At 35.6% G+C, this 24,232-nt stretch carries 22 protein-coding genes; 8 read left to right on the plus strand and 14 right to left on the minus strand.

Translation table 11 applies throughout. The features are described from left to right. Positions 1 to 121 precede the first annotated feature (121 nt). Positions 122 to 616, plus strand: coding sequence for a CotY/CotZ family spore coat protein (locus BN3107_RS13210; RefSeq protein WP_058308119.1), 495 nt, complete (start codon positions 122 to 124; stop codon positions 614 to 616). Between the two features lie 252 nt (positions 617 to 868). Beyond that, positions 869 to 2,407 carry a glycine betaine uptake BCCT transporter gene (locus tag BN3107_RS13215; protein ID WP_058308120.1) on the plus strand — a complete coding sequence of 513 codons (1,539 nt, stop codon included), beginning with the start codon at positions 869 to 871 and terminating at the stop codon, positions 2,405 to 2,407. Between the two features lie 45 nt (positions 2,408 to 2,452). On the opposite strand, the gene BN3107_RS13220 is transcribed toward BN3107_RS13215, so the two are convergent. From BN3107_RS13220 to mgtE, 4 genes are all read right to left on the minus strand, one after another. Beyond that, positions 2,453 to 2,845, minus strand: a complete 393-nt coding sequence (locus tag BN3107_RS13220) for a thiol-disulfide oxidoreductase DCC family protein (protein WP_058308121.1) — start codon at positions 2,843 to 2,845, stop codon at positions 2,453 to 2,455. A 612-nt stretch (positions 2,846 to 3,457) separates the two neighbouring features. Then, complete coding sequence (gene fabI, locus BN3107_RS13225; RefSeq protein WP_058308122.1) at positions 3,458 to 4,237, minus strand: enoyl-ACP reductase FabI; 780 nt, start codon at positions 4,235 to 4,237, stop codon at positions 3,458 to 3,460. A gap of 159 nt (positions 4,238 to 4,396) precedes the next feature. Continuing rightward, a complete protein-coding gene (locus BN3107_RS13230) occupies positions 4,397 to 6,247 on the minus strand; it encodes a monovalent cation:proton antiporter family protein (protein ID WP_058308123.1) in 1,851 nt (616 codons plus the stop codon). Positions 6,248 to 6,268: 21 nt separating this feature from the next. Beyond that, entirely contained in the window at positions 6,269 to 7,633 is a 1,365-nt protein-coding gene (gene mgtE, locus BN3107_RS13235) for a magnesium transporter (protein WP_058308124.1), read from the minus strand. 197 nt (positions 7,634 to 7,830) lie between these two features. Here mgtE and BN3107_RS13240 point away from each other — a divergent pair, with 197 nt between their 5' ends. Both BN3107_RS13240 and prpE read left to right on the plus strand, forming a co-directional pair. Beyond that, on the plus strand, positions 7,831 to 9,021 hold the full coding sequence (locus BN3107_RS13240; protein ID WP_058308125.1) for an FtsW/RodA/SpoVE family cell cycle protein: 1,191 nt from the start codon (positions 7,831 to 7,833) through the stop codon (positions 9,019 to 9,021). A gap of 29 nt (positions 9,022 to 9,050) precedes the next feature. After that, positions 9,051 to 9,785 carry a bis(5'-nucleosyl)-tetraphosphatase PrpE gene (gene prpE / locus BN3107_RS13245; RefSeq protein WP_058308126.1) on the plus strand — a complete coding sequence of 245 codons (735 nt, stop codon included), beginning with the start codon at positions 9,051 to 9,053 and terminating at the stop codon, positions 9,783 to 9,785. Positions 9,786 to 10,568: 783 nt separating this feature from the next. Here prpE and BN3107_RS13250 read toward each other — a convergent pair. Genes BN3107_RS13250 through BN3107_RS13260 form a run of 3 tightly spaced genes read right to left on the minus strand, consistent with a single transcriptional unit; the run spans position 10,569 to position 12,912 of the window. Then, a complete protein-coding gene (locus tag BN3107_RS13250; protein WP_058308127.1) occupies positions 10,569 to 11,453 on the minus strand; it encodes an RluA family pseudouridine synthase in 885 nt (294 codons plus the stop codon). A gap of 15 nt (positions 11,454 to 11,468) precedes the next feature. Beyond that, a complete protein-coding gene (locus BN3107_RS13255) occupies positions 11,469 to 12,272 on the minus strand; it encodes an NAD kinase (RefSeq protein WP_058308128.1) in 804 nt (267 codons plus the stop codon). Positions 12,273 to 12,285: 13 nt separating this feature from the next. After that, positions 12,286 to 12,912, minus strand: coding sequence for a GTP pyrophosphokinase (locus BN3107_RS13260; protein ID WP_058308129.1), 627 nt, complete (start codon positions 12,910 to 12,912; stop codon positions 12,286 to 12,288). A 171-nt stretch (positions 12,913 to 13,083) separates the two neighbouring features. Here BN3107_RS13260 and BN3107_RS13265 point away from each other — a divergent pair, with 171 nt between their 5' ends. From BN3107_RS13265 to BN3107_RS20020, 4 genes are all read left to right on the plus strand, one after another. Further along, the gene (locus BN3107_RS13265) at positions 13,084 to 13,662 is read left to right on the plus strand and encodes a CYTH domain-containing protein (protein ID WP_058308130.1); all 579 of its coding nucleotides are present in this window, start codon (positions 13,084 to 13,086) and stop codon (positions 13,660 to 13,662) included. 190 nt (positions 13,663 to 13,852) lie between these two features. Next, positions 13,853 to 14,254 (plus strand): globin domain-containing protein, encoded by a 402-nt coding sequence (locus BN3107_RS13270; protein ID WP_058309242.1) that lies wholly within the window; start codon positions 13,853 to 13,855, stop codon positions 14,252 to 14,254. Continuing rightward, positions 14,251 to 15,144: a ClpXP adapter SpxH family protein gene (locus BN3107_RS13275; protein ID WP_058308131.1), complete on the plus strand. Its 894-nt coding sequence runs from the start codon at positions 14,251 to 14,253 to the stop codon at positions 15,142 to 15,144. The genes BN3107_RS13270 and BN3107_RS13275 overlap by 4 nt, the downstream gene beginning before the upstream one ends. Before the next feature lie 276 nt (positions 15,145 to 15,420). Next, positions 15,421 to 15,582 (plus strand): hypothetical protein, encoded by a 162-nt coding sequence (locus BN3107_RS20020; protein ID WP_187371055.1) that lies wholly within the window; start codon positions 15,421 to 15,423, stop codon positions 15,580 to 15,582. Between the two features lie 332 nt (positions 15,583 to 15,914). On the opposite strand, the gene pepF is transcribed toward BN3107_RS20020, so the two are convergent. The 7 genes from pepF to BN3107_RS13310 form a co-directional block, all read right to left on the minus strand. Beyond that, positions 15,915 to 17,735 carry an oligoendopeptidase F gene (gene pepF, locus BN3107_RS13280; protein ID WP_058308132.1) on the minus strand — a complete coding sequence of 607 codons (1,821 nt, stop codon included), beginning with the start codon at positions 17,733 to 17,735 and terminating at the stop codon, positions 15,915 to 15,917. A gap of 56 nt (positions 17,736 to 17,791) precedes the next feature. Then, entirely contained in the window at positions 17,792 to 18,877 is a 1,086-nt protein-coding gene (locus tag BN3107_RS13285) for a competence protein CoiA (protein WP_058308133.1), read from the minus strand. A gap of 52 nt (positions 18,878 to 18,929) precedes the next feature. Next, positions 18,930 to 20,324: an MDR family MFS transporter gene (locus tag BN3107_RS13290; RefSeq protein ID WP_058308134.1), complete on the minus strand. Its 1,395-nt coding sequence runs from the start codon at positions 20,322 to 20,324 to the stop codon at positions 18,930 to 18,932. A 149-nt stretch (positions 20,325 to 20,473) separates the two neighbouring features. After that, positions 20,474 to 21,157 (minus strand): adaptor protein MecA, encoded by a 684-nt coding sequence (gene mecA, locus BN3107_RS13295; protein WP_058308135.1) that lies wholly within the window; start codon positions 21,155 to 21,157, stop codon positions 20,474 to 20,476. Between the two features lie 318 nt (positions 21,158 to 21,475). Then, positions 21,476 to 21,871 (minus strand): transcriptional regulator SpxA, encoded by a 396-nt coding sequence (gene spxA / locus BN3107_RS13300; RefSeq protein ID WP_058308136.1) that lies wholly within the window; start codon positions 21,869 to 21,871, stop codon positions 21,476 to 21,478. 224 nt (positions 21,872 to 22,095) lie between these two features. Beyond that, a complete protein-coding gene (locus BN3107_RS13305) occupies positions 22,096 to 22,692 on the minus strand; it encodes a GNAT family N-acetyltransferase (protein ID WP_058308137.1) in 597 nt (198 codons plus the stop codon). Positions 22,693 to 22,809: 117 nt separating this feature from the next. Next, the gene (locus BN3107_RS13310) at positions 22,810 to 24,030 is read right to left on the minus strand and encodes a putative glycoside hydrolase (protein WP_058308138.1); all 1,221 of its coding nucleotides are present in this window, start codon (positions 24,028 to 24,030) and stop codon (positions 22,810 to 22,812) included. Positions 24,031 to 24,232 lie beyond the last annotated feature (202 nt).

Consider the following 24,232-nt stretch of genomic DNA (forward strand, 5'->3'; position numbering starts at 1 on the left):
TACGTGTGAGAAAAAATAAAAAAGCAATTAGGTAAAAACAAGGCATCTGTCTATACGAAATTACACATCCATCATAGAGTATTAGTGTTAACGAAATCTTTTTTTGAAGGAGTGTAGTAGAATGGGCAAAAGTTGCCATGATGACAATAATGTAGCATCGACCAAAAACTGTGTATGTGATGTAGTTCGTGCCATTGCAGATGCGCAAGATAATGTAGTCGATCAACAATGTGATGTAAGCTGTGCACAATCGATTCGTGATTTAGTTTCACCGGTATCTGGAAATGGTTTAGACACTGTACCTTTCATCTTATATGATAAAAAAGGTAAACCATTTAAAGGTTATGGTGCGGAAGTTCGTTCACAAGGTGGAGGTCCAGCTCGATTTGACTGCTATGATAGCTTCATCTTCCGTGTCAATGAAGTAGATGATGAAGAATGCTGTGCAGTATTAGAATTGTTAGTATTTGATAATGATGAGTCTGCTGGCCATGATCCATGCGATCAAATTGACAATGAACAAGTATCAGATTTGGAACGTACTGGTATTTGTATTACTGTTGACTTAAATTGTTTCTGTGCCATCACTTGTTTACCAGCAGTATCTGTGCTTTAAAAAGCATATCCAAAAAACTCTTCCTACTGATAAGTTGGAAGAGTTTTTTGTTTTATTGAAACGTATCTCTTTATCGCCACTATTTTAAATTTTGGAAATAAATTCAGATTTGGATCCTTTGTACTTGATTTGGTACATAGATATTTGTTACAATCCGATGCGGTGTGTCGCAAAATGAATACTTTGTGACAAAATAGGGTAAGGTATATTGTGCACTCATACACAAAACTTAAAATTTGAAAGGATGATTTGATGAGAAAGGTTTCTAAGGTGTTTTACATTTCACTTGCGATTTCTCTATTTTTTATCATTTGGGGAATAATCCCTAAAGAGGTTTTACCAGACTGGAACTTAAATGATGTGACTACACTTATTCAAGGCTTTCTTGTTACACGTTTCGGTTGGTTTTATTTGTTAGTAACTACAGGATTTTTAATTTTTGCTATTTTTTTAATTGTATCAAAATACGGAAATATTGTACTTGGTAAAGATGGAGACAAACCTGAATACAACTATTTAACGTGGTTCGGTATGTTATTTAGTGCAGGAATGGGGATTGGTCTTGTTTTCTGGGGAGCTGCAGAACCTATCTGGCATCTTCACCTCCCACCTTTCCCAACAGAAACAGAAGCTCAAGCAGCAAGGGTTTCTATGCAACACAGCTTTTTCCATTGGGGATTCCACCCATGGGCAGTGTATGCTACCTTAGCATTAGCACTTGCTTATTTTCAATTTAGAAAAGACGAGCCTGGTTTAATAAGTAGTACGTTGAAGCCACTTTATGGTAATAAAATGAATGGTGGATTTGGAACCTTGATTAACGTCATTGCAGTTTTTGCAACAGTGTTTGGTGTTGCTACTTCATTAGGATTAGGTGCACAACAAATTGGTAGCGGGATTGAATTTGTTTCAGGAAATATTGCAAATACGATTTACTTACAATTAATTATCATTGCAGTGGTTACCGTATTATATATGATTTCAGCCTTAACAGGACTTAATAGAGGAATTAAGATACTTAGTACGACTAACATCGTAGTAGCTATTTTGTTAATGTTTTTCTTACTGTTCACAGGCCCTACAAACTTTATCATGAATTTCTTTACAACAACATTAGGTTCTTACATTTCTAACCTACCGGAAATGAGTTTTCGCATGGCTCCTTTTAATGAAGATAATGCAACATGGTTAGAAGATTGGACGATTTTCTATTGGGCATGGTGGATTGCCTGGGCACCATTTGTTGGTATGTTTATTGCACGAGTTTCACGTGGTCGTACTGTTCGTGAATTTGTGGTTGGGGTGTTATTAGTACCAACCATTTTCGGAGCGTTATGGTTTAGTGTCTTTGGTGGTTCTGCTATCCATTTAGAAATGAATGAAGGTATTGATATTTACAACATTATGAATGATGCAGGTTCAGAAGCAGCTTTATTTACAGTATTAGAGAGCTTCCCTCTAACTAGTGTCATGGCTGTATTAGCAGTATTATTGATTAGTACTTTCTTTATAACATCAGCAGATTCGGCAACGTTTGTCTTAGGAATGCAAACAACCAATGGCGATCTGAACCCAGATATTAGTGTGAAAGTGATCTGGGGTGTAGTGCAATCAGGTACAGCTGCCGTGTTGTTATGGCAAGGTGGACTAGCAGCATTACAAACCGCATCGATTATTGCAGCATTTCCCTTTGCAATCATCATGATCATGATCATCTTATCTGTGATCAAGGCGTTTAGAGAAGAAGGAAAATTATATGAATTAAAACGCAGAAAAAGAGAAAAAAATTAGCAAGGTGAATCAAAACCCCTCTTTGATAGTAATAAAGAGGGGTTTTTAGTCGATAAATCGTTCCCGATCCTTAGGGCTGGGTAACATACAGTGTTCTTTTTTTCCGAACCAGCGGTAGCGATTTTTTGCTATGATTTGATATACTCTATCTCGTACGATTTTTGGTATCAATAAAAATATCGAAACAAGTGGATATAATCGATGTAAGGATTTTGCAATTCTGAGTGCGGCAGTTGATTTCGTGTAATAACGATTACCTTCAATTAAGACTAAGCTATCAATATCTTTTGGAACATTATAATTTGAAATCAATTGTTGTCCGACATCACTTTGCAGCGAGGCAAATTGAAACTTCTGATTTGGATCACGTTTAATGATAAATTGAACACTGCTGCTACAAAAATTACAAACACCATCAAATAAAATAATGCGTTTCATTATAATCACCCACCTTTTCCTAATTATATCAAAGTATATGGTGGCCTGCATCTAAGTGAGATTTGGACAAAATAATCTCTTAACTTCAAACACGTATGATGTAATATGTATTGTTGCGCAATAAACTGGATGATAATGATGAAATATGTTCACAGCTAACAACCGCTCCGGCTGCCCGCTTCCCTTTCCGTGGGGTTTTCTCCTCAGCTAACTTTTCAAAGCAAAGACCGCTTGGAAAAGTGGATCTTCGAAGAAAACGGTCCCACAGTAGTTGAAGCGGGCGGCCTCCGCTAATATAAGATACTACAATGTATGTAAGAGCTAGCATTTCGACTTTTATGCCCAAGTGGATACCAAGAAAAAGCTCAAGTGATAACTGTTACAAACGTTGTAAAGCAACATGACAGCGGAGGCGGAAAGCGAAGCAATCGGCCGGAGCGCTATGTTAGCACACCACTCATTTCAAAATTAGCACATCAGTTATTGTACTGTATCTTCCAACTATGCATAAAAATCCAAACGACTTCAACTAATCGTTTGGATTTTTCTAATTATAAGATTCTTTTGATGCAGCTATTTTCTATTTAAACATGCTCTGATTGAAGTTTTGCTTTATGATAACCCTAATATATTGTATCCTGCATCGACGTGAATCATTTCTCCTGTTACACCGCGAGAAAGGTCACTTAATAAATAATATGCGGTATCTCCCACTTCTTCTTGTGATACCGTTCGACGAAGTGGCGCATCTTCTTCAATTTTTTTCAAAACCGAGCTGAATTCTCCGATACCTTTTGCAGAAAGCGTACGAATTGGTCCAGCTGAAATAGCGTTGACACGCACTCCATGTTTTCCTAAATCATTAGCAAGGTATTTCATACTAGCATCAAGACTCGCTTTTGCGACACCCATGACGTTATAATTCTTAACAACACGTTCGCCACCTAAATAGGTCATGGTAATGATACTCCCACCTTCTGTCATCAACGGTGCTGCTTCTTTAGAGACGACTACAAGTGAGTAGGAGCTTATATTATGTGCGAGCATAAAACCATCGCGAGATGTATCAACAAATTCTCCTTGCAAGTCTTCTTTTTGGGCAAAAGCAATACAATGTGCTAAGCCATGAATTGTACCAACATCTGCTTTGATCTCTGAAAATGTTTTAGCAACCGCTTGGTCATCCGTTACATCACATTCATAAAATAAAGCATCTTGTCCATCTAGAGTATCGGCAAGTTTTTTTACAGGCTGTTCAAAACGTTCATTCGCATAAGTGAAAATCAAACGCGCTCCAGCTGCATGAAGTGATTTTGCTATTCCCCAAGCAATACTACGTTTATTAGCCACACCCATCACGACATACGTTCGACCTTCTAAAGAAAAATTCATCTTTTCACTCTCCCATTAAATTCAAACCTTGTATTAGTACCTGCTGCTATTTTATCGGAATTTTCGGATAATTACAACAATACTATGACTCAAAAATTAGTGGTTTTTATGGATAGATAATGTTAAAACCCTCTGCGTCTATTTACAGAGGGCAAACTGTTACACATATTCTAATAATTGTTGTAGTTCTTCCACATATTCTGTCGATCCAGTCACGATTAAGCGGTCATTTAATCTCAAATCCGTATCTCCGTGCGGAACAATCGAGTCATTACCACGAAAAATTCTAACCATTATTACATCTCCTGTAAATGGAAATTCTCGTAATAAGGTTCCATCATAATTGGCGTTGTTCATATTAATCTCATAAAGTGCACTATCTTGTTGTGTTAATATATTTACTACATTTGGTGCTTCTATTAATGCCTTCAATAAGGTTTTCGATGATAATAATACAGAAAATACATCAACACCAATTTCGCGTAGTCTTTTTTCTATTTCAGGAATTTCGATACGGGCAATTACTCTGTTAACACCAATATCTTTTGCATACGTAGCTATTTCTTCATTTTTCATCTCATCTCCTGTCGAAACAACCACAATATCATGTTCGAAAACTCCAGCAGCTTCAAGTGTATTCAGATCATAATTGTCCAATTCATTTATGTCAAAAATCGACCTGCTCTGGGAATCATCGACTTTTTCTTGTTTTGTATGAAACAGATGGGTCTCGAATTCTTTCGGTTCTAATTCTCTTACCACCGGAATTGTTGCTTGATTCGTTCCAATGAAAGATATCGACTGTTGATACTCGGCTTCTTCATGATTAACATAAAATTTCTTAAAAAAGGCGGGTGTAATGATACAGGACAACACGGCTACTAACACAAGTGCACCATGCATTTCACTTGTAATAATCTCTAATCGCTCACCGATCGTCGCAGCAGCAATAACCAATGATAAGGTAGATGTTAATAACATACTTGCCGCAATAACTGTTTTTGTATCATACCATTTTTTCATATATGCAATCGGAAGTACCTTTGAAATAAGTAATGCGATAAATAATAATGGAATCAATGCCAATACTTTTGGTTCATCAAAAAGAGCCCACAAATCTAATTCGACGCCAACCATTACAAAAAAGATCGGGATTAAGAACCCATACCCAAAACTATCTAATTTTTGTACTAATTCTTGATTAGGAGCTAATAAAGATACTAATGCACCTGCTAAGAAAGCACCTAAAATATTTTCAGCACCTACAGATTCAGATAAGGCAACAAGGAAGATGATTAAGGTAAAAACAGCCCTTGTCCCAATTTGAATCGTCCCTTTTGACATTGTTTCAATAAACGATTGATTTCGAAAATATTTCCCTACAAAATAAAGCAATACCCCTACACCAAAAAGGATGAGCAGTAACCACATGTTACCTGAGCCTTCACCATAAAAGGAAACAAATACAGCTAACAAAATCATTGTTACTAAGTCGGCTATCACTGCAATTAATAAGATCGTTTGTCCTACTGTTGTTTGCATTGCCTGGGCTTCTTTTAACGTTGGTACGACTACCCCTAAAGAAATAGTTGAAATAATCAATGTCATTAAATAAACGTTATCGATAAAACCCCATACTACAAATAAGTAAGATAATAAGAACGATAAAATCAAGATACCAACAAAAATAATGCTTGCTAATAGAACTGGATTTGGCATATCTTTTGTTGACGTATTTTGATTTCTACGTTTTTTGCTTGAAAAAATAGAAAAATCTATTTCCAAACCACTTAAAAACATTAAGAAAATAAATCCTAACGTTGATAAAGTTTCTAACCAGTTACTTTCTTCTACTAAATTAAAACCACTTTGTCCGATAATTAAACCAATGATAATTTCTGCCACCACTACAGGGATCATTTTTAGCCGGAATCTATGTAATAAGATTGGCGTTAAAAATGCTGCAAGGATTACAATTACCAGAGAACTTACAGATTCTCCGTGCTCCATGATTCAATCACTCCTTTCCACCTAAAGTAAATAACTCATAAAGGCTGTTGCTAGTCCAAAATAAATAAATATCGATATTAAATCATTTAATGTTGTAATAAATGGACCTGATGCTACCGCAGGATCAATGTTAAATCTGTCCATTACCAACGGTACAAATGCACCTGAAACAGTCGCAACTAATAGTGTTGCCATAATCGAAATACCCACCAGGACTCCTAGAAAAAAATCACTATACCAAAATGCAATTAGTAAAGTAATGATGACACCACAAGAAAGACCCGTTATTAATCCTGTTTTGGCTTCCTGCCAAATCACGGAGGCTTTTCCCTTTTTCTCCATTTCACCTGTTGAAATACTTCTTACTGCAACAGCTAGTGCTTGTGTACCTGTATTTCCAGCCATACCAGCAATTAAAGGAATAAATACTGCTAAAATTGCTACTTGTTCTAAAGTTGCTTCAAAACGACCAATAACACTAGCGGTTAGCATCCCTAAAAACAATAGAATAACCAACCATGGAAGACGCTTTTTAGCAGAGGAGAATGCAGTATCTCCACTACTTTCTACATCCGTAATACCTGCTAGTTTGGAATAATCGTCACTTGCCTCTTCATCCATAACATCCATAATATCATCGACTGTGATAATACCAAGTAAATGATCTTGAAAATCGACTACTGGTAATGCTAAAAAATCATAATCTCGCATCATTTGTGCAATATCTTCCTGATCTTCACCAACTGGAACTGATACAACACGCTCACTCATGACATCCTGAATCAACCAATCGCCTTCTGCAATAATTAAGTCTCGTAACGAGATAACCCCTACTAATTTCTTATAGGAGTCAACCACATAGATATAATAAATCGTTTCGGCTTTAGGTGCTGCTTTCCGAAGGTGACGCATCGCTTCTTTCACAGTCATTTCCATATGAATCACAACAAATTCGGTAGTCATGATACTACCAGCTGTTTTTTCTTCATAGTGGAGCAATTCTTTTATTTCTCCTGATGACTTTTTATCCATAATCGTTAAAAAGCTTGCCACTTTATTTTTATCTAATTCATTTAAAATATCTACCGCATCATCCGTTGACATATGTTCTAATATTTTGGCTGCGAACGCTGGAATCATTTCGATAATAAATGCCGCTACAAAATCTTGATCTACCTGCTCGATCACTTCAGACATTTCTTCTGGAGAGAGGTAGGAATATATTAAAAATCGGATATTTTCTTCTTGTTCTTCAAATATCTTTGCTTGATCGTATGGATGTAATTCTAAGAATTCTGCCCTAAACTGATCAATTCTTTCGTCTATCAATGCTTTTTGGATTTTTTCCCACATTTCCATTCGTTCGTGTTTTTCTAAGTGTTCCATGATTCCGCCCCCTATCTCGCTTTATTTTGGGATGTTAAAAGAATAACATATCTCGCTAAAAAATACGCTAATTTTACACATTCTTAGCATACTTTGATGTTACAATAAAAAATATATTGTTTTTATTCTCAAAAAAACAATAATGCTCTATACTAGTAAGGTACTAAAATTTTCAAGTAAAGAAAGGTTTAACGTTTATGTCAGAAAAAAATTCAAACACAAAATTAGATTATTCCCTAATAATGATTATTATTTTATTAGCGATCATTAGTATTTTTACTTTATATACATTAAATCCATATTTAAATCAAAATCCACTTTATCAAAATATGTATTTAAAACAAATTGTTTGGTATATCGCTGGTTCAATGGCCATTGCAGTGATCATGATATTTGATTATGATCGGTTCAGACAGGTATCATGGTTACTTTATGGTATCGGAATTATTTCACTTGTGATGCTTTACTTTCATTTTCCACCTGACATCGCTCACGAAGTGAAAGGTGCATGGGGCTGGTTTAAAATCCCTGTATTAGGCACAATACAACCTGCCGAGTTTATGAAAGTTTTTTTAATTATTTTTCTTGCCCATGTAATGACGGCACACAATGAAAAATATCCAGAGCACACTGTAAAGATGGACCTTTGGTTATTGATGAAGATGGCTTTCTTTGCATTAATACCGATCTTCTTTATTGCACAACAACCTGACCTTGGCGGCGTGTTGGTATTATCCGCCATCACAGCATGTATGATTCTTGTATCTGGTATCAAATGGCGAATTATTTTAACGATAATAGGAACTGGGTTAACTGCCTTAATAACTTTCGTATCTCTATACCTTACTAATCCTGAAACGATAAATGAATTTCTGTATGATAATGACTTAGATCATGTCGTCACTCGATTTCAGGGATGGTTGTTTCCTGAACAATTTAGTCAAGATGGTGCCTATCAAACATTAAGAGCCATGCAAGCAATTGGGTCAGGTCAGCTCTCTGGAAAGGGAACCGGAACTTTCGAAATGGCATATCGTATCCCTGAATACCATACAGATTATATTTTCTCCGCAATTGCCGAACAATTTGGTTTTTTCGGCTCAAGTATTCTAATACTTATTTTCTTTTTGTTAATATATCGCTTAATTTTTATTGCTCTAAAAAGCAAAGATCCATTCGCAAGTTATATGGTAACTGGTGTTATTGGAATGTTTAGTTATCAAATTTTTCAAAATATTGGTATGTCAATCCAATTACTTCCTGTTACCGGACTACCGTTACCATTTATAAGTTACGGTGGTAGTTCAACCTTAACCTATATGATTGCCATTGGAATTGTATTAAGTGTGTTTTACCGTATAAAAACCTATATGTTTGACGAATCATAAAATAGTAGAAACAGATAGGAGCTATTTTAATGAAACTAGATATTATCGGAGATATTCATGGGTGTTATCAAGAATTGATGGAGCTAGTAGAAAAATTAGGTTATCAATACCAGAATGACAAAATCTATCACCCAGACAATCGACAACTTGCGTTTGTAGGAGATTTAACAGATCGCGGTCCCAAATCCTTAGATGTGATTCGTTTCGTATATCATGTTGTTATGGAGCTTAAGTTAGGTTTTTATGTACCTGGGAATCATTGTGATAAACTTTACCGTTATTTCCTAGGCAATAATGTAAAACAGCAACATGGATTAGAAACAACCGTAGAGGAATATCAACAACTTTCTAAACCTGAACAATTAGAAGTAAAAGGAATGATGATGACATTATATGAAAATGCTCCATTGTACAAAGTTGTTAATGAGTTGGATACGGTGATTGCACATGCTGGTATACCTGAAAAGTACATTGGAAGAAACGATAAAAAAGTAAAAACATTTGTTTTGTATGGTGATATCACTGGGGGAAAGTTAGCGGATGGCAGACCCGTCCGAAGAGATTGGGCTCAACATTATCATGGAGACAAGTGGATTGTTTATGGCCATACGCCTGTATTAGAACCTCGTTTTGTAAATAGAACGGTCAACATTGATACAGGCTGTGTATTCGGCAACCAACTAACCGCCTTTCGCTTGCCCGAAGAAGAGATAATCAATGTGCCATCCAAACAGCCCTTTGTTGAAGAGAAATTCAGCTACTAAGCAATAATGTTTGAAATAATAAATACACGGCAGAGACATCAATTTCTTAACTTCAAACAACAATACTGGAATAGATATTATGACGTAATAACAGGATACTACGCAACAAATGATGCGAAAATTTTGACATGATGTGTCTGCTTAGCAATCGTTGCGGCTTGTCCGCTTCTCTTTCCACGGGTTTTTCTCCTCAGCTAACTTTGGTAAGCAAAAACCGCTTACCAAAGTGGATCTTCGGATAAAAACATCCCGTAGGAGTAGAAAAGGACGCCTGCGCTAAATTGATCTTCTACAACGCTAGTGTGAGGAGCTAACTTTGGTAAGCAAAAACCGCTTACCAAAGTGGATCTTCGGATAAAAACATCCCGTAGGAGTAGAAGCGGACGCCTGCGCTAAATTGATCTTCTACAACGCTAGTGTGAGGTAGCATTATGCTATTTCTCTCATGTGAAAAATTCGTTAAATGGAGTGAAAGCTCAAAATGCCATCTGTCACAGTAGTTGTAGAACAAATATATTAGCGCAGGCCGCCCACTTTCACTCCTGTGGTAACTTTTTATCTGAAGATCCACTTTTTCAAGCGATCTTTGCTTGGAAAAGTTAGCTGAAGGGAAAAAAACACGGAAAGGAAGGTGGGCAGCAGGAGCGGATGTTTATCAGACAATACATTTCAAAATTACCACTTTGGCTAGTAAATACACATCAGTTATTGCGCAGTATTGTCCTAATACGCATGAAAATCCAAACGATTTCTTAATTACAAAATTCTTTAGTTCCAGGCTCTTTAATTATATGCTTCCCATGCTTGCTTTAGGTCTTTTGCAAGAGGAATCTCAAACTGCATCCGCTCTTTTGTTAAGGGATGGTCAAACGCAAGCTGATGACAGTGAAGCGACTGTCGTTGTAACGTTTTTAAATCTCCACCATACAGATCATCGCCAATTAGCGGATGACCAATTGATGAAAAATGAACACGTATTTGATGTGTTCTTCCCGTTTCTAAATGAATTTCGAGAAGAGCTATCCCATCTAATTGTTCTCTCACTTGGTAATGCGTTATAGCGTGTTGGCCATGTGGTGATACTTTTCTTGTGATAATTGAGTCGGTATCTCGACCGATTGGATTTGATATTGTGCCACACTCATTGTCTAGATTGCCAGATACAATCGCTAAGTAACCGCGATTCACTTTATGCTGCTGTTGATCACGAAATAAAACCGAGTGGCTGTAACGATGTTTAGCAATTAACATTAAGCCTGAAGTGTCACGATCTAACCTTGTCACAATATGAACGGTATAGGGAATTTTATGGTTATCATAGTAATTAATAATACCATTCGCTAATGTATGACTTGGGTGATCTCGAGATGGTATCGACGCGATAAACGGTGCTTTATTTAAAACTAATACATCTTCATCCTCGTAAACAATATCGATGGGGATATTCTGAGCCACTAATAATGGACTTCTTTTTTCTTTTGGAAAGACAATTTTTATTTGATCATTCTCCGATAGTAGATAACGTACATTTACAACACGTTCATTTACGAACAATTTACCCTCATCAAATTTTATCGCTGTAAGCGTCCTTCGTGAGATTCCAATTACTTTTAATAAATATTCGCGTAATAGTAAACCTTCATGTTGTTTTGTTACATCCCATTTCACATTTTCCACCTACTGTTATCTTTCATCCGAAATAAAGGAGTCATGCACCCTTTTCCAAAATGGAAAGGCTCTAAAACGCGCAAAACGTATTTTTTCATCTGAAACACGACACTCAATTCGATCAATGTTGTCATACATATCTGTCTGATGGTCAATCGTAATTAAAAAGCTTCGATCATGATATAAAGGTAATAACTCACAAACATGATGCTTTGGTAATATCAAGGGCGAACCAATCGTCCGAAAGACTCGATTGTTAATCGATGCCATCTCGGTAATCTGAAAGGCATTTAACGATGGGTGGATAATCGCGCCACCTAACGCTTTATTGTATGCTGTACTTCCTGAAGGAGTCGATACACATAGCCCATCACCTCTGAAACGTTCAAAATGTGCTCCTTTTATATGTACATCCATCACTACAGTTCCTTCATTCGATTTCACCGACACTTCATTTAAAGCGAGAAAGTGTTTATATTGATCTCCATCGACTGGATGAATTTTGATATCTAATAAAGGATATTCCACCACTTCAAAAGGTTTTTTTGCAACTTCTATAATTAACTTCTCAACTTCTTCAGGAACCCAGTCCGCGTAAAACCCTAGATGTCCTGTATGAATTCCAATAAAAGCTGTATCTTGCAATCGATGTTGATAGGTATGGAAGGCTTCTAGAAAAGTACCATCACCACCGACAGAAATAACAAGTTCTGGTTCCTCTTCGTCAAAAATCAATGAAAAATCTTCTAAATACTTTTTCATTCGTGCTTTGATCATTTCCGACTTGTTATCCCCTCTAGATAAAATCATAAAGCGCATGCTGTTCCCTCCATTACTTTCCGTGATCGTTTTTGTTTGTTTTAAATACTCGATGTGCATCTTGAATTTCGTCTTTTATCTTCGACATCTCTTCATCCAATTTGAAAGCTGCCTCAGCTGCTCGTTTTAATCTAGCTTGTACTTTCTCCGGTATTTGTCCTTCATATTTATAATTCAATGTATGTTCATTTGTTGCCCAAAAGTTCATGGCTAACGTGCGAATTTGAATTTCAGCAATAAGCTTTCTTTCACCATGAATGGTTTCAACGGGATAGGAAATAATTAAGTGATACGAGCGGTAACCACTTTCCTTCTTATGATTAATATAGTCTCTTTCCTCGATAACATCAAAATCATTACGTGAACGCAAGCGGTCGACAATATCATCAATATCATCGACGAATTGACAAACAACTCGAACACCTGCAATATCTTGTAGCTCGGTTTCAATATCGTTTATATGTATATTTTTTCGTTTCATTTTTTCTTTAACACTTGAGATAGGCTTCACTCTGCCTGTGACAAATTCAATTGGTGAATGACTTGACTCATGCTCAAATTGTGTTCGCATTCCTTTTAATTTTACTTTTAATTCTTCTACCACCTGTGAATAAGGTGCCAAGAAGTTCCTCCAATTCATGTCTAGCACCACCTAAGTAATCTTTATCTAAGTTCATTCTATCATATCTCATGAGAAACAAGTAACGTTAGTACCTCTCGTTATCTTTGATTTTTTTCCTATTATCATTCAAAATAAGATAAGACTTTTTCGAATAGTCTCAAGAAATTAGAAGTGCAAGGAGTGTACCAGTTGGCACAAGAAATCGAGATAGAATTCAAAAACTTGTTAACAGAAGAAGAATATCAACAATTAGTCAATCATTTTTACAGCTCTAACAGTACGGAAATGATACAAAAAAATCACTACTTTGAAACGGCAGACTTTCAAATAAAAAAACACCATGCAGCATTACGAATCAGAGAAAAAGAAAATACATATCAATTGACTTTAAAACAACCAAATCCTCATGGACCCGGTTTACTGGAAACACATGCTGATTTAACAAGTTCTGAAGCTAAGTTATCGCTAGAAGGTAACTTTGTTGAAAAAGAAGAAATAGAAAAAGCATTAAACAACATGGGTATTTCCCACACAGACCTTAAATATGGTGGCATGCTTCAAACCTATCGAATCGAATCAAACTACAAGGACACGATGATTGTTTTAGACAAAAGTGAATACAACGGCCATACGGATTATGAACTAGAACTGGAAGCACACGATGAAGCATACGGTTTAAAGATTTTCCAGGAAATCTTATCGAATCATAATATTCCAAAAAGGAAAACCGCTAATAAAATCGAGCGTTTTTACAAAACTTTAAAATAGTAAGAAACGTTTTTACCTATAACACATATATTTGAAATATAGACTGTACAATAACAGATAAATCCTTGTGAATTATAGGATTAAACTACCAAAACACAAAAGTTGCTAGTTCAATGTAAACACTGTTACAATATAAAATAACATAAAGAGAGAGTTTCTTTAGTAACATCTTATGAAAGGTTTGGCGGATATGAGAGATCTAGTTGGCTCCATTTATGAAGCAATTGGTGGAGAATCAAAAATTGAAGAATTAGTTGAGGCTTTTTATGCCCGTGTTGCGAAACACCCTGATTTAATTGCTATTTTTCCAGATGACTTTACCGAAGTCGCACGGAAACAAAAGCAATTTTTAACTCAATTTTTTGGCGGACCACCGTTATATATACAAGAACATGGGCACCCTATGATGAGAAAGCGACATTTACGCTTTCCAATTACTCCAACCAGAAGAGACGCTTGGTTATCCTGTATGGAGGGCGCTCTTGAAGAAGCGAATATTGAAGAACCGTATAGAAGTGCAATGTTTGATCGGCTTACATTAACAGCCAATCACATGATGAATACGCCTGAAGAGAAAGGAGAATCATTGTGAATTGGAATTCCGCCGGATCATGGCAACACCAAGATCGTAACCAAACAACGCATTATCATTTTATTGATGTTTTGAAAAAGCCAATCGAAATATATGTGTTTGTTGATCCACTTTGTCCAGAATGTTGGTCATTGGAACCATATTTAAAAAAATTATCGATTGAATATGGTCGCTTTTTTACGATCCGAACCGTTTTAAGCGGACAGTTAACGAACTTGCACAAAGACAAATTTGAGAAACCACGTAAATTAAAGGATATATGGGAAAAAACCGCTAGCCGCACTGGTATGAGCTGTGATGGTGATTTATGGATCGAAAATCCTATTCATTATCCATGGCTAACATCTATAGCAATTAAGGCTGCCGAGTTACAAGGAAAAAAAGCTGGAAAACGTTTCTTACGTAAACTACAAGAGTTTGCATTTTTAAATAAACAGGATATTTCTCAAGAAGAAGTATTAATCGATTGTGCAAAAAATGTACAGCTTGATATCGACGAGTTTCGTGAAGATCTTTATTCCCATTCCTCTAAAAAAGCCTTGCAATGTGACTTGAAGATCACAAAAGAAATGGATGTTGAATACATTCCTACGATGGTTTTCTTTAATGAGTCAGAAGATGACGCAGGTTTGAAAATTTCTGGAATTTACCCCTATGAAATATATGTAAAAGTTCTGAAGCAAATGCTTCAGAAAGAACCTTTACCAGCTAAAAAACCGAAATTAGTCGACTTTTTATCACACTATGACTTTGTCGGAACAAAAGAAATAGCGGTTGTATATGACTGGTCGATTGAGAAGGCTGAGAAAGAAATGAAGAAACTTCAACTTAAGCAGCTTGTAGAAAAAGTGCCGGTAAAATTCGGTTACTTCTGGAAATACGCAAAATAGCGAAAGAGTACATGTCATCGCACATGTACTCTTTTTGCTTTATATTAAAAGGGATGGGAGAAATTTTCTGGTCAAACAAAGGGGTTTGTTTGTTTAACTTATTTAAATTATACCAAAGGAAAAACAAAAACTAAATACTCTTGTGCATTAATTCACAAAAAATTCACACTTCTATCCTTGTATAATGTCGCATAAAGATAGAAACATGATACGTCATGAATAACGTTGATGCTTTTACATAATAAACAGATCTCTTACAGTTAGGGTGTGTTAGCCTTGCGCTTATTACTAGTCATTTTACCTATATTCGCATTTATATTAAACATTTTTGGTTTAATGCGTCTGATTCCACTCTATTTTACGATTCCGCTACTATTTGCCACCATCTACATGACCGTTTATTCTTTTCAAAACAAAAAACAATTTAAAGGATTTTAGAAAAACCGGTAAAGCCCACCAAGTCATTTTTAGTGGTAATTTTGAAATCGATAATATATTTAACATCCGCTTCGGCTTGCCCACTTCGCTTTCCGAGGGGCATGCTCTTCAGCTAACTTTGAAAAGAAAATCACTTTTCAAAGTTAGCTGAAGGGAAAACGCCACGGAAAGGGAAGTGGACAGCCGTAGCGATGGATTAACATCCACTATATTTCAAAATGGCTACATTTAAAATGCGTTGATACCGCAGATTATATGCTTTCCTTGCTTATAGCAAAAACATCGACATCCGCTAACAAACAAGGCGAATGTCGATGTTTCTTCATACTAGCTTATGATTCAACTTGCTCCAATAATTTTTCCATTTCGTCTAACTTCTCTTCGAATACTTTTAATGCATTGATTACAGGTGTTTTTTCTGTCATATCAACGCCCGCCTTTTTCAATACTTCAATTGGATAATCACTGCTACCTGCCCGCAGATAACCTAAATATCGTTCGACTGCTGGTTCTTTCTCTTCTAGAATTTGTGCTGCTAAAGACTGTGCAGCAGCGTATCCTGTCGCATATTGATAGACATAGTAATTGTAATAGAAATGAGGAATTCTCGACCATTCCAGACCAATCTCTTCATCAACAACTAAATCGTCACCGAAATAGGTTTTGTTTAAGTCATAATACACTTCTGTTAAACGATCAGCAGTCAACGCCTCGCCTTCTTGTGCCATCACATGTATCTTATGTTCGAATTCAGCAAACATTGTCTGTCTGAAAACAGTACCACGGAAACCTTCTAAGAAGTGATTTAATAAAAATAGTTTCTCTTTCACATCGTCGGTTTTCTCTACTAAATAATTATTTAATAGTGCCTCGTTACAAGTTGAAGCTACTTCAGCGACAAAGATAGAATAGTTCCCGTAACGATACGGCTGGCTCTCATGTGTATAATAGCTATGCATCGAGTGCCCTAATTCATGCGCTAATGTGAACAAGTTATTTAAGTTGTCTTGCCAATTCATTAGTATATAGGGATTGGTACTATATGCACCTGAAGAATACGCTCCACTGCGTTTCCCTTTGTTCTCTTCCACATCAATCCAGCGATCTGTAAAAGCTCTTTTCATCACATTTAAATAATCATTTCCCAGTGGTTTTAATGCTTCCATTACTGTTTTCTGTGCTTCTTCATAGCTAAAAGACATATCAACATCTTTTACTAACGGTGTATACAAATCATACATATGCAATTCTTGGATATCGAGTACTTTCTTCCTAAGTGCCACATATCGCTGTAGTAATGGCAAACCTTCATGAATCGCTTCAATTAAATTATCATATACTTTTTCAGGAATATTGTTTTTATTAAGAGCAGCTTGTCTCGCTGAGTCATAATTACGTATCTTCGCATAAAAGTTGTCCTTTTTTACAACTCCTTGTAAAGTTGATGAAAATGTGTTTTTTAAACTTCCATACGTATCATACATCGCCTTGAAAGCATCATGTCGTACTTGTTGATCCTTTGATTCCAGGAAATTGATATAGCGGCCGTGTGTCAGTTCTATTTCATTGCCATTTTCGTCTTTAACCTCAGGAAACGTTAAATCAGCGTTGTTTAACATGCTGAAGGTCTGTGATGGATTATCTGTTACTTCTGACGCTTCTGCTAGTAGTTCTTCTTCTTTTTCTGACAACACATGTGGACGCTGACGATTAATCTCATCCAATGTATGTTTATATAAACGTAAGCCTTCATGTTCATTTAAATATTGTTCAAGTGTAGCCTCATCTAATTTCAATATTTCTGGAGTTATGAAGCTCATTGTGCTCGAAGCCTGAGTAATCAAATTCTCTGCTTTCCCATTCATTGCTTGATAAAAGGAATTAGTTGTATCTTGATCGTAACGCATATGTGCGTATGTATATAGTTTGCTTAATCGATCAGATACTTGGTCTTGTAATTGTAATAATTGATATAGGTTTTCCGCTCCGTTTTTCAATGTTCCTTGGAATTGTTGAAACTTGGGCAAGAGTTCTTTGACCTGATCCCATTCTTGATCCCATTCCTCAGCCGTTGCAAAAATATCTGATAATTTCCATGTTAACTCTTCTGGTATTTCGTCACGTTTTGGTAGTGATTTTTGTGCTTTTGCCATTGTAAATCCTCCTTCAAAGATTACTGTTGTCTTATTATAACTTATTTTGCTATTGTTCATACAGTAGTACGTTTTATTCGAAAACCATTTGGATGGACTACCTCTAAAATACCTATACGCACTAATAGGAGTAAATATTCATGGACAGGATTTTTTGTTGAGTTAATTAACGGAAAATGATGAGAAGGATGAATATGAAACTGTAATAAATGCATTGCTTGGTCTAATGTAAAATAGTCCTTTGTTAAAAAAAGGTCAATATAAATTCTCGATTGCCAGATCCATGGTGAACTATTTAAACGAAATTGGGATGATACAGGAAGGTAAACAAAAGAAGGTAAATCTTGAATGTGGTATTGATGGATATACAGCCATTGACGCCATGCTATCTCTTGCTTTTGATAAGGGGATACTGGCTTCAACCGCCATTTTTGTTTATGTTTCTGCCAAAAAGCATGACATGTGTTTCTATTGTGATACCTCGGTCGAAACATTTCTTGCCAACTAAGAGCCTGGATGTTAAAACTTTTTAGGATTCCAAACGTTTTCGTTTTCGTAAAAAAGGTAATGTCCTGATAAACAATCATTTTCTTGGTTATGGAACAGTAATAAAAAATAGATAATGGGTAGGAAGAATAGAATTGATGGAAGAAAGCATGTTCATTTGTTCTTATTTTGAGGGAATGCTGATCCATTCGCATTAATTTATTGGCACCTAGGATCCAAACGGGGATAATACCTTTCGATTGATAACCTTTCGTTCTCATTCTGACCTCTTCTCTTGAGATGGAAGCACATTGATATTCTATAGCAATTTGTTTTTCATCTATTTGTAAAAATAGATCTGGTCGTTGATTGATATCCGGAAGAAAATACTCTAATTCAACTTGGTACCCTTGTTTTCTTAACCATTCATATAAATCTTTTTTTCCATTTTCGTGATAACTGCTCTCTCCTGCTTGAACACATTCGCTTTTTGCTTTATGTGCAAAGTGTGGCGTATTCTTCACACCAGCTTTAATGATTACTCGCTCCTTACAACTGGGACAATAAAACGTTTCTTTTCTCCTTTTCTGTATTTGTTGACGATTCATTTTCCAAATGGGAATAATTTCGCCATGATGATTAAAAGCATGCAACAAAAAAATCACCTCCATATAGATAAGATTCTACATGAAGGTAATTTTTCCTGCTTTATTCTACAGCTGGAATTGAATTCTTTATAAAAAAAGCTAAAACAAAACCGACAGTAGAGATAATGCCTGCAACCAAGAACGATATATTGACCCCAAATAGCATACCCGACATTCCTTGAGATGGTATTGCTTGGTTCATCATAATAGAGACCAGTAAAGCCGTTCCTATTGCTCCTGACATTTGACGCATTGTATTATTCATGGCTGTACCATGTGGTATCAGCCCATCAGGTAATTGGTTCAAACCAGCTGTGGTTACTGGCATCATAACCATAGCAATCCCAAACATCCGAAATCCATTAACAATGGTTATATAAAGAAAACTTGTTTCTGTTGTCAAAATGGAAAACAAAAAGGTAGTTACCGTTAACAGCCCTAGTCCAATTACAGCAAGCCATCTTCCACCGTATTTGTCAAATAACCGACCAGTAACTGGGTTCATCAATCCCATTAAAACAGCACCAGGTAATAATGCAAGGCCAGATTCAAGAGCTGAAAAACCTAAATAATCCTGCATCATAATTGGTAAGATTATCGCTCCACCAATCATTGATAAAAATGAAATCATACCAATGCCTGTTGTTAAGGTAAACATATTGTATTTAAAAATCCTAAATTCTAAAATAGGCTTTTCTAACTTTAATTGACGACGGATAAAGAAAATTAAAGTAACAGCACCAACAATTAACGGCATATAAACCATTGGGCTTAGCCAACCATGATTGATATCCCCAGCCATACTGAACCCATACAATAAACCACCAAAACCAAGTGTTGATAAAATAATTGATGAAATATCAACTCGAGGAAATGTTTGTTTTGTTACATTCGCTAAAATCTTATAAGCAACAATAAGATCAATGATAGCAATTGGCAATACAACGTAAAAAAGGCTGCGCCAAGGAAAATGTTCAACTAACCATCCGGATAGTGTTGGACCAATCGCAGGGGCAAAGGCTATTACTAAGCCAAACATCCCCATGGCAGAACCCCGCTTTTCGATTGGAAAGACTAAAAACATAATGGTTTGCATCAAGGGCATCATTATCCCAGCACCAGCTGCCTGCAAGATTCTTCCTACCATTAAAACGGAAAAATCAGGAGCAAGTGCAGCTACGAGTGTCCCAAGTGCAAAGCTCCCCATTGCAGTTAAAAATAATGCTCGGGTTGTAAAACGTTCAATTAAAAAAGCTGTGACCGGAATCATAATTCCATTTACAAGCATAAAAATCGACTGTAACCACTGTGCTGTAGCCGCATCGATTTCTAAGTCTTTCATTATATGTGGTAAGGCAGTACCAAGTAGCGTTTGATTTAAAATTGCAATAAATGCTCCTGAAATTAGTACAATCATTAATGGTACACGATTTATTTTTGTTTGATTGTTCGTCATATTTTTCCTTCTCTCTTACAAATTAAACACAAACACTATCATAACATAAACTATTTCGAAAACCGAAATAGTTTGCACATAAATTATAGCACCTAATGTTTAAAAAATAAATTCAAAAGAAAAAACTAAGCATCATGTTAGATACTTAGTTAACGAGCGAAATGTTCTTTTACTGAATGAAGAGCATTTTCTTCAAAAATAACTTTACCATATTCTTCTACAATAAACATCGTTACGGTAGATTCTTGTCCATACTCCAGGATTTGACTTATTAAATCTTCTTGTTCGTCATCTGTAAGATAATCTTCGTCAAACCTTGTAATTAGCATATACTGATTATTGAAATAATATAAATGATCTCTCATCCCAGGCGCTGTTTCAAAAACATGACTTAATTGGATCACATCTTCTAGTTCTTTAAAGCTAACGACTACGACAAAATCTTGGCCATACTGATGTTCTATTTCAGGCGCTTCTTTTTCGGTGGGACCGAATTTTTCTTCAAGAAGTGACTCAATTTTATCATCAACTGGCATATCAATGGTTTTTCCAGATTCGGTAGGAAGTTGAAGGTTCTGCCCATCTTTAGAAATTTGTGCTTTTGTCACAACAATTTCTAACCCTTTTTCGAGAGCTTGAACCTGAATCCATAATGGACCATCAATTTGAAATTCTTCTTCATTATAGTTAACTTCATCCATCACTTGCCAGAATAATTGTTCACTTTTTTCTCTATTGTACCAAATTTCTTCACGATCAAAGCCACGGTCTTCGATGTCCATGTACGAAATATAAAATTTGATTGTATTTTCATTGATTCTTTCTATTTCCATTCGGTAACTCTCCCTTCTTGATAAGTGATTGGGTTGGAAGGGATCACTGTTCATCTATCTAAACCCTTATTTTAACTTATACCCTCTGAACATCCCCCTCTAACTTGAATAAGGATGTTACCTCTATTGTATGATAATTACTTCTTATTTGAAAACATAAAAACTTAAAAATTTGAACTAATTTTAAGAATTCGTATTAATTATAGATTGTAGCTTATTATAACCTTTTTGTCACTAGTTATATGCTTCAATTTAATGAATAATCATATTATAATTAGTAAAAAAAGCAGATCTCATATTTAAGATCTGCTTCTTTTTTTAGTTAACCATTCGTTGTGCTTCTCGCAATTGGAACGTACGAACAGTACGCGGTAAGAATCGACGAATTTCGTCTTCGTTATACCCTACTTGTAATCTTTTCTCATCCAAGATAATTGGTCTTCTTAATAATCCTGGATTATCTTGAATCAATTGAAATAAATCTTTTAATGGAAGTTGATCCAAGTTTACATTTAACTTCTGGAATACTTTAGAACGTGTAGAAATAATCTCATCTGTTCCGTCTTCCGTCATACGTAGGATTTCCTTGATCTCGTCTAGTGATAATGGTTCTGAGAAGATATTACGTTCCATAAACGGAATGTCGTGCTCCTCTAGCCATGCTTTTGCTTTTCGGCATGATGTACAACTTGGCGAGGTATAAAGTGTTACCATGTAACTTCACTCCTCAAATTTAAATTATTTATAATATAGATGCCAGCCACTTACACCTTTTATTACATTAAAATAACTTTAATCTACTGTCTATGTACTAATTATACTATATCTTGTGGTGGAATGATAGAGCCTTATGTGTTTTTATTCACTTTTTCCACATTCTCACCGTTACCTAAAGTATACCCTTTACCTTAACGTATAAACACAATTTAATTATTTTTTTAATTATTTTTTCTCTTTTTGTCTAATACCTCAAAAATATTGTCCGTTTCCCGTTCATCATCGTAAGTTAATACTTCATCAACTGGTTGATAAGACTTTCCATAAATCTCGTGATCTTTATAGGTGTGAATATCTTCATACATTTTCTTCATTTGCTCGTAAATTTCTTCCTCATTTTCGCCACTTGGTGACCAATAAAGAATCTCTAATGTGTTCGCTTCATCTGTTGCAAGTGATTTACGCGTATACCCAATTGATACAGCATGCTTAAACCCTTCTCTTTGATAAAATCGTAAACGTTTTGTCGAGTCACTGTCTTGATAGTCAAATGGTTCTACTTCTAAAATGATTGGTTTATTCCTTTGTTTTAATTTGTCGATTATTTGATGCCCAATACCTTTTCCTCGAGATTCTTTAGATACATAAACATAATCAATAAAAATAAATGTAGGAAACTCTGCATACATTAAAACATGGTGAGGTCCTTCATCTTTATAATATACATCACTTTTCTCATTTAACAGTAACTCCATATGTTGTTGTGACTTCATTTCCGCTACTGGGAAATATTGATTTAATTTTTCGTACCAATTCATGTGCTTAATCTCCCCCTTATATTAGTATGATTTTTTTCAGAGAGTTACTTTTATTTTACCCTCTTTTTCTTATATTAACCATTGCTATGATAGAAAAGACCTCACAAGTTCGTGAGGCTAATCTAATGGCGTGTAATCGACACCTTCTGTATAGGTATTACCTGCATTCCACAGTAAGAATTCCTCAATGCCGTTTTCATTCAATGCTCTAATTTGAGCTTCAACTTCATCTACTCCATATTGAAAAGTGGAACCGCTGTATAACCAAGGGGCTTCAAAATCTTGTATCCATGGCCTTGAAACAGGCGGGTTATCTAATGCCCCTAATACTTTATTTTCAACTTTTGCATACTCATCAACTAGACGATAAGGTTCCTTGTCGGGAAAATCTATACCAAAATATGGTGTCCAATGACTCGGATAGATCATAGACGATATTACATCTACGTTGTCTGAGATTCTTGAGAAATTTTGTCCAATCCCTGGTGTTTCCTCTATTGTTGCAGCGTAACCAAAAATATCTACGGAAACATCGACATTATAGTACTCTAATTCTTCTTTTGCATATGCCACAAAATCAGTCACGGCCTCAACACGCTTCTTGACATCATTGAGTTCTAAATTTTCGTATTCTCCTAAATCATATTCCAATTCTTTATCACGTTTCTCAAATCCTTCCGGAAAACGAACATAATCAAACTGAATTTCTTTGAAACCTAATTCTGCTGCTTGTTTTGCTATATCAATATTGTAATCCCAAACTTCTTTTTGAAAAGGGCTAACAAATGATTCACCCTTACCATTAGCCCACACTTTACCATTTTCGGTAAAAGAAAGATCAGGTCTAGCCTTTGCTAATACGGAATCTTTAAAAACTACAACCCGCGCAATCGGGTATACTCCTTGTTCCTCTAATGTTTTCAACATTTCTTTAGGATCTTTGATATAGTTTTTTGCTACCCCTTCATATGGTAATTCTTCTTCAGGTTTATATGTGACAAAACCATTGTCTTCTTTTATATCAATTACCATTGAATTAAGTTCCGTAGAATCGATAAGATTTAATAATTTTTCGAATCGACTACCGCCTGCAGAATTACCTGTAACATATATTCCTCTAACCGCATCCGGGTATTCAAATTGCAAATCTGATACAAAAGAGAATCGAGCTAGAGCATCTGGTAATTCAAGCTTCTCGATTTTAGCTTGATTTTTTTGGTGTGCCTGTACTGTTAATACAGACTCTTCCTCTTCTTCTGCACTTACTGTTGTGCTCATTAATAATAAGATAAACATCGTAATTGCTAAGCTGACTGAACATTTTATGTACTTACGCATAACCCACCAAACTCCTAATCATATTTATGTATAATTACATTATATAGAATTTAACATGGTTTTTGTTAATATTCGTAAAAATAATTAAAAAAATTTATTTAACATGTGACAAAATATTTAATACTTATGAAAATCCAAACAATTAGGATAGACTTTGTAAGCGTTAGGATTATTAGGAACATACTGCACAATAACTGATATG

The sequence above is a fragment of the Gracilibacillus massiliensis genome, assembly GCF_001458115.1.
Taxonomy (GTDB): domain Bacteria; phylum Bacillota; class Bacilli; order Bacillales; family Amphibacillaceae; genus Gracilibacillus; species Gracilibacillus massiliensis.

Bases quoted from the DNA above. Each gene is read 5' to 3' on its own strand.
- BN3107_RS13290 (WP_058308134.1), bottom strand. From the start codon at position 20,324: ATGACGAACAATCAAACAAAAATAAATCGTGTACCATTAATGATTGTA.
- BN3107_RS13255 (WP_058308128.1), bottom strand. From the start codon at position 12,272: ATGCGCTTTATGATTTTATCTAGAGGGGATAACAAGTCGGAAATGATC.
- BN3107_RS13310 (WP_058308138.1), bottom strand. From the start codon at position 24,030: ATGCGTAAGTACATAAAATGTTCAGTCAGCTTAGCAATTACGATGTTT.
- pepF (WP_058308132.1), bottom strand. From the start codon at position 17,735: ATGGCAAAAGCACAAAAATCACTACCAAAACGTGACGAAATACCAGAA.
- BN3107_RS13210 (WP_058308119.1), top strand. From the start codon at position 122: ATGGGCAAAAGTTGCCATGATGACAATAATGTAGCATCGACCAAAAAC.
- BN3107_RS13240 (WP_058308125.1), top strand. From the start codon at position 7,831: ATGTCAGAAAAAAATTCAAACACAAAATTAGATTATTCCCTAATAATG.
- BN3107_RS13270 (WP_058309242.1), top strand. From the start codon at position 13,853: ATGAGAGATCTAGTTGGCTCCATTTATGAAGCAATTGGTGGAGAATCA.
- BN3107_RS13305 (WP_058308137.1), bottom strand. From the start codon at position 22,692: ATGAATTGGTACGAAAAATTAAATCAATATTTCCCAGTAGCGGAAATG.
- BN3107_RS13220 (WP_058308121.1), bottom strand. From the start codon at position 2,845: ATGAAACGCATTATTTTATTTGATGGTGTTTGTAATTTTTGTAGCAGC.
- prpE (WP_058308126.1), top strand. From the start codon at position 9,051: ATGAAACTAGATATTATCGGAGATATTCATGGGTGTTATCAAGAATTG.
- BN3107_RS13230 (WP_058308123.1), bottom strand. From the start codon at position 6,247: ATGGAGCACGGAGAATCTGTAAGTTCTCTGGTAATTGTAATCCTTGCA.
- mgtE (WP_058308124.1), bottom strand. From the start codon at position 7,633: ATGGAACACTTAGAAAAACACGAACGAATGGAAATGTGGGAAAAAATC.
- fabI (WP_058308122.1), bottom strand. From the start codon at position 4,237: ATGAATTTTTCTTTAGAAGGTCGAACGTATGTCGTGATGGGTGTGGCT.
- BN3107_RS13260 (WP_058308129.1), bottom strand. From the start codon at position 12,912: ATGAATTGGAGGAACTTCTTGGCACCTTATTCACAGGTGGTAGAAGAA.
- mecA (WP_058308135.1), bottom strand. From the start codon at position 21,157: ATGGAAATAGAAAGAATCAATGAAAATACAATCAAATTTTATATTTCG.
- spxA (WP_058308136.1), bottom strand. From the start codon at position 21,871: ATGGTAACACTTTATACCTCGCCAAGTTGTACATCATGCCGAAAAGCA.
- BN3107_RS13215 (WP_058308120.1), top strand. From the start codon at position 869: ATGAGAAAGGTTTCTAAGGTGTTTTACATTTCACTTGCGATTTCTCTA.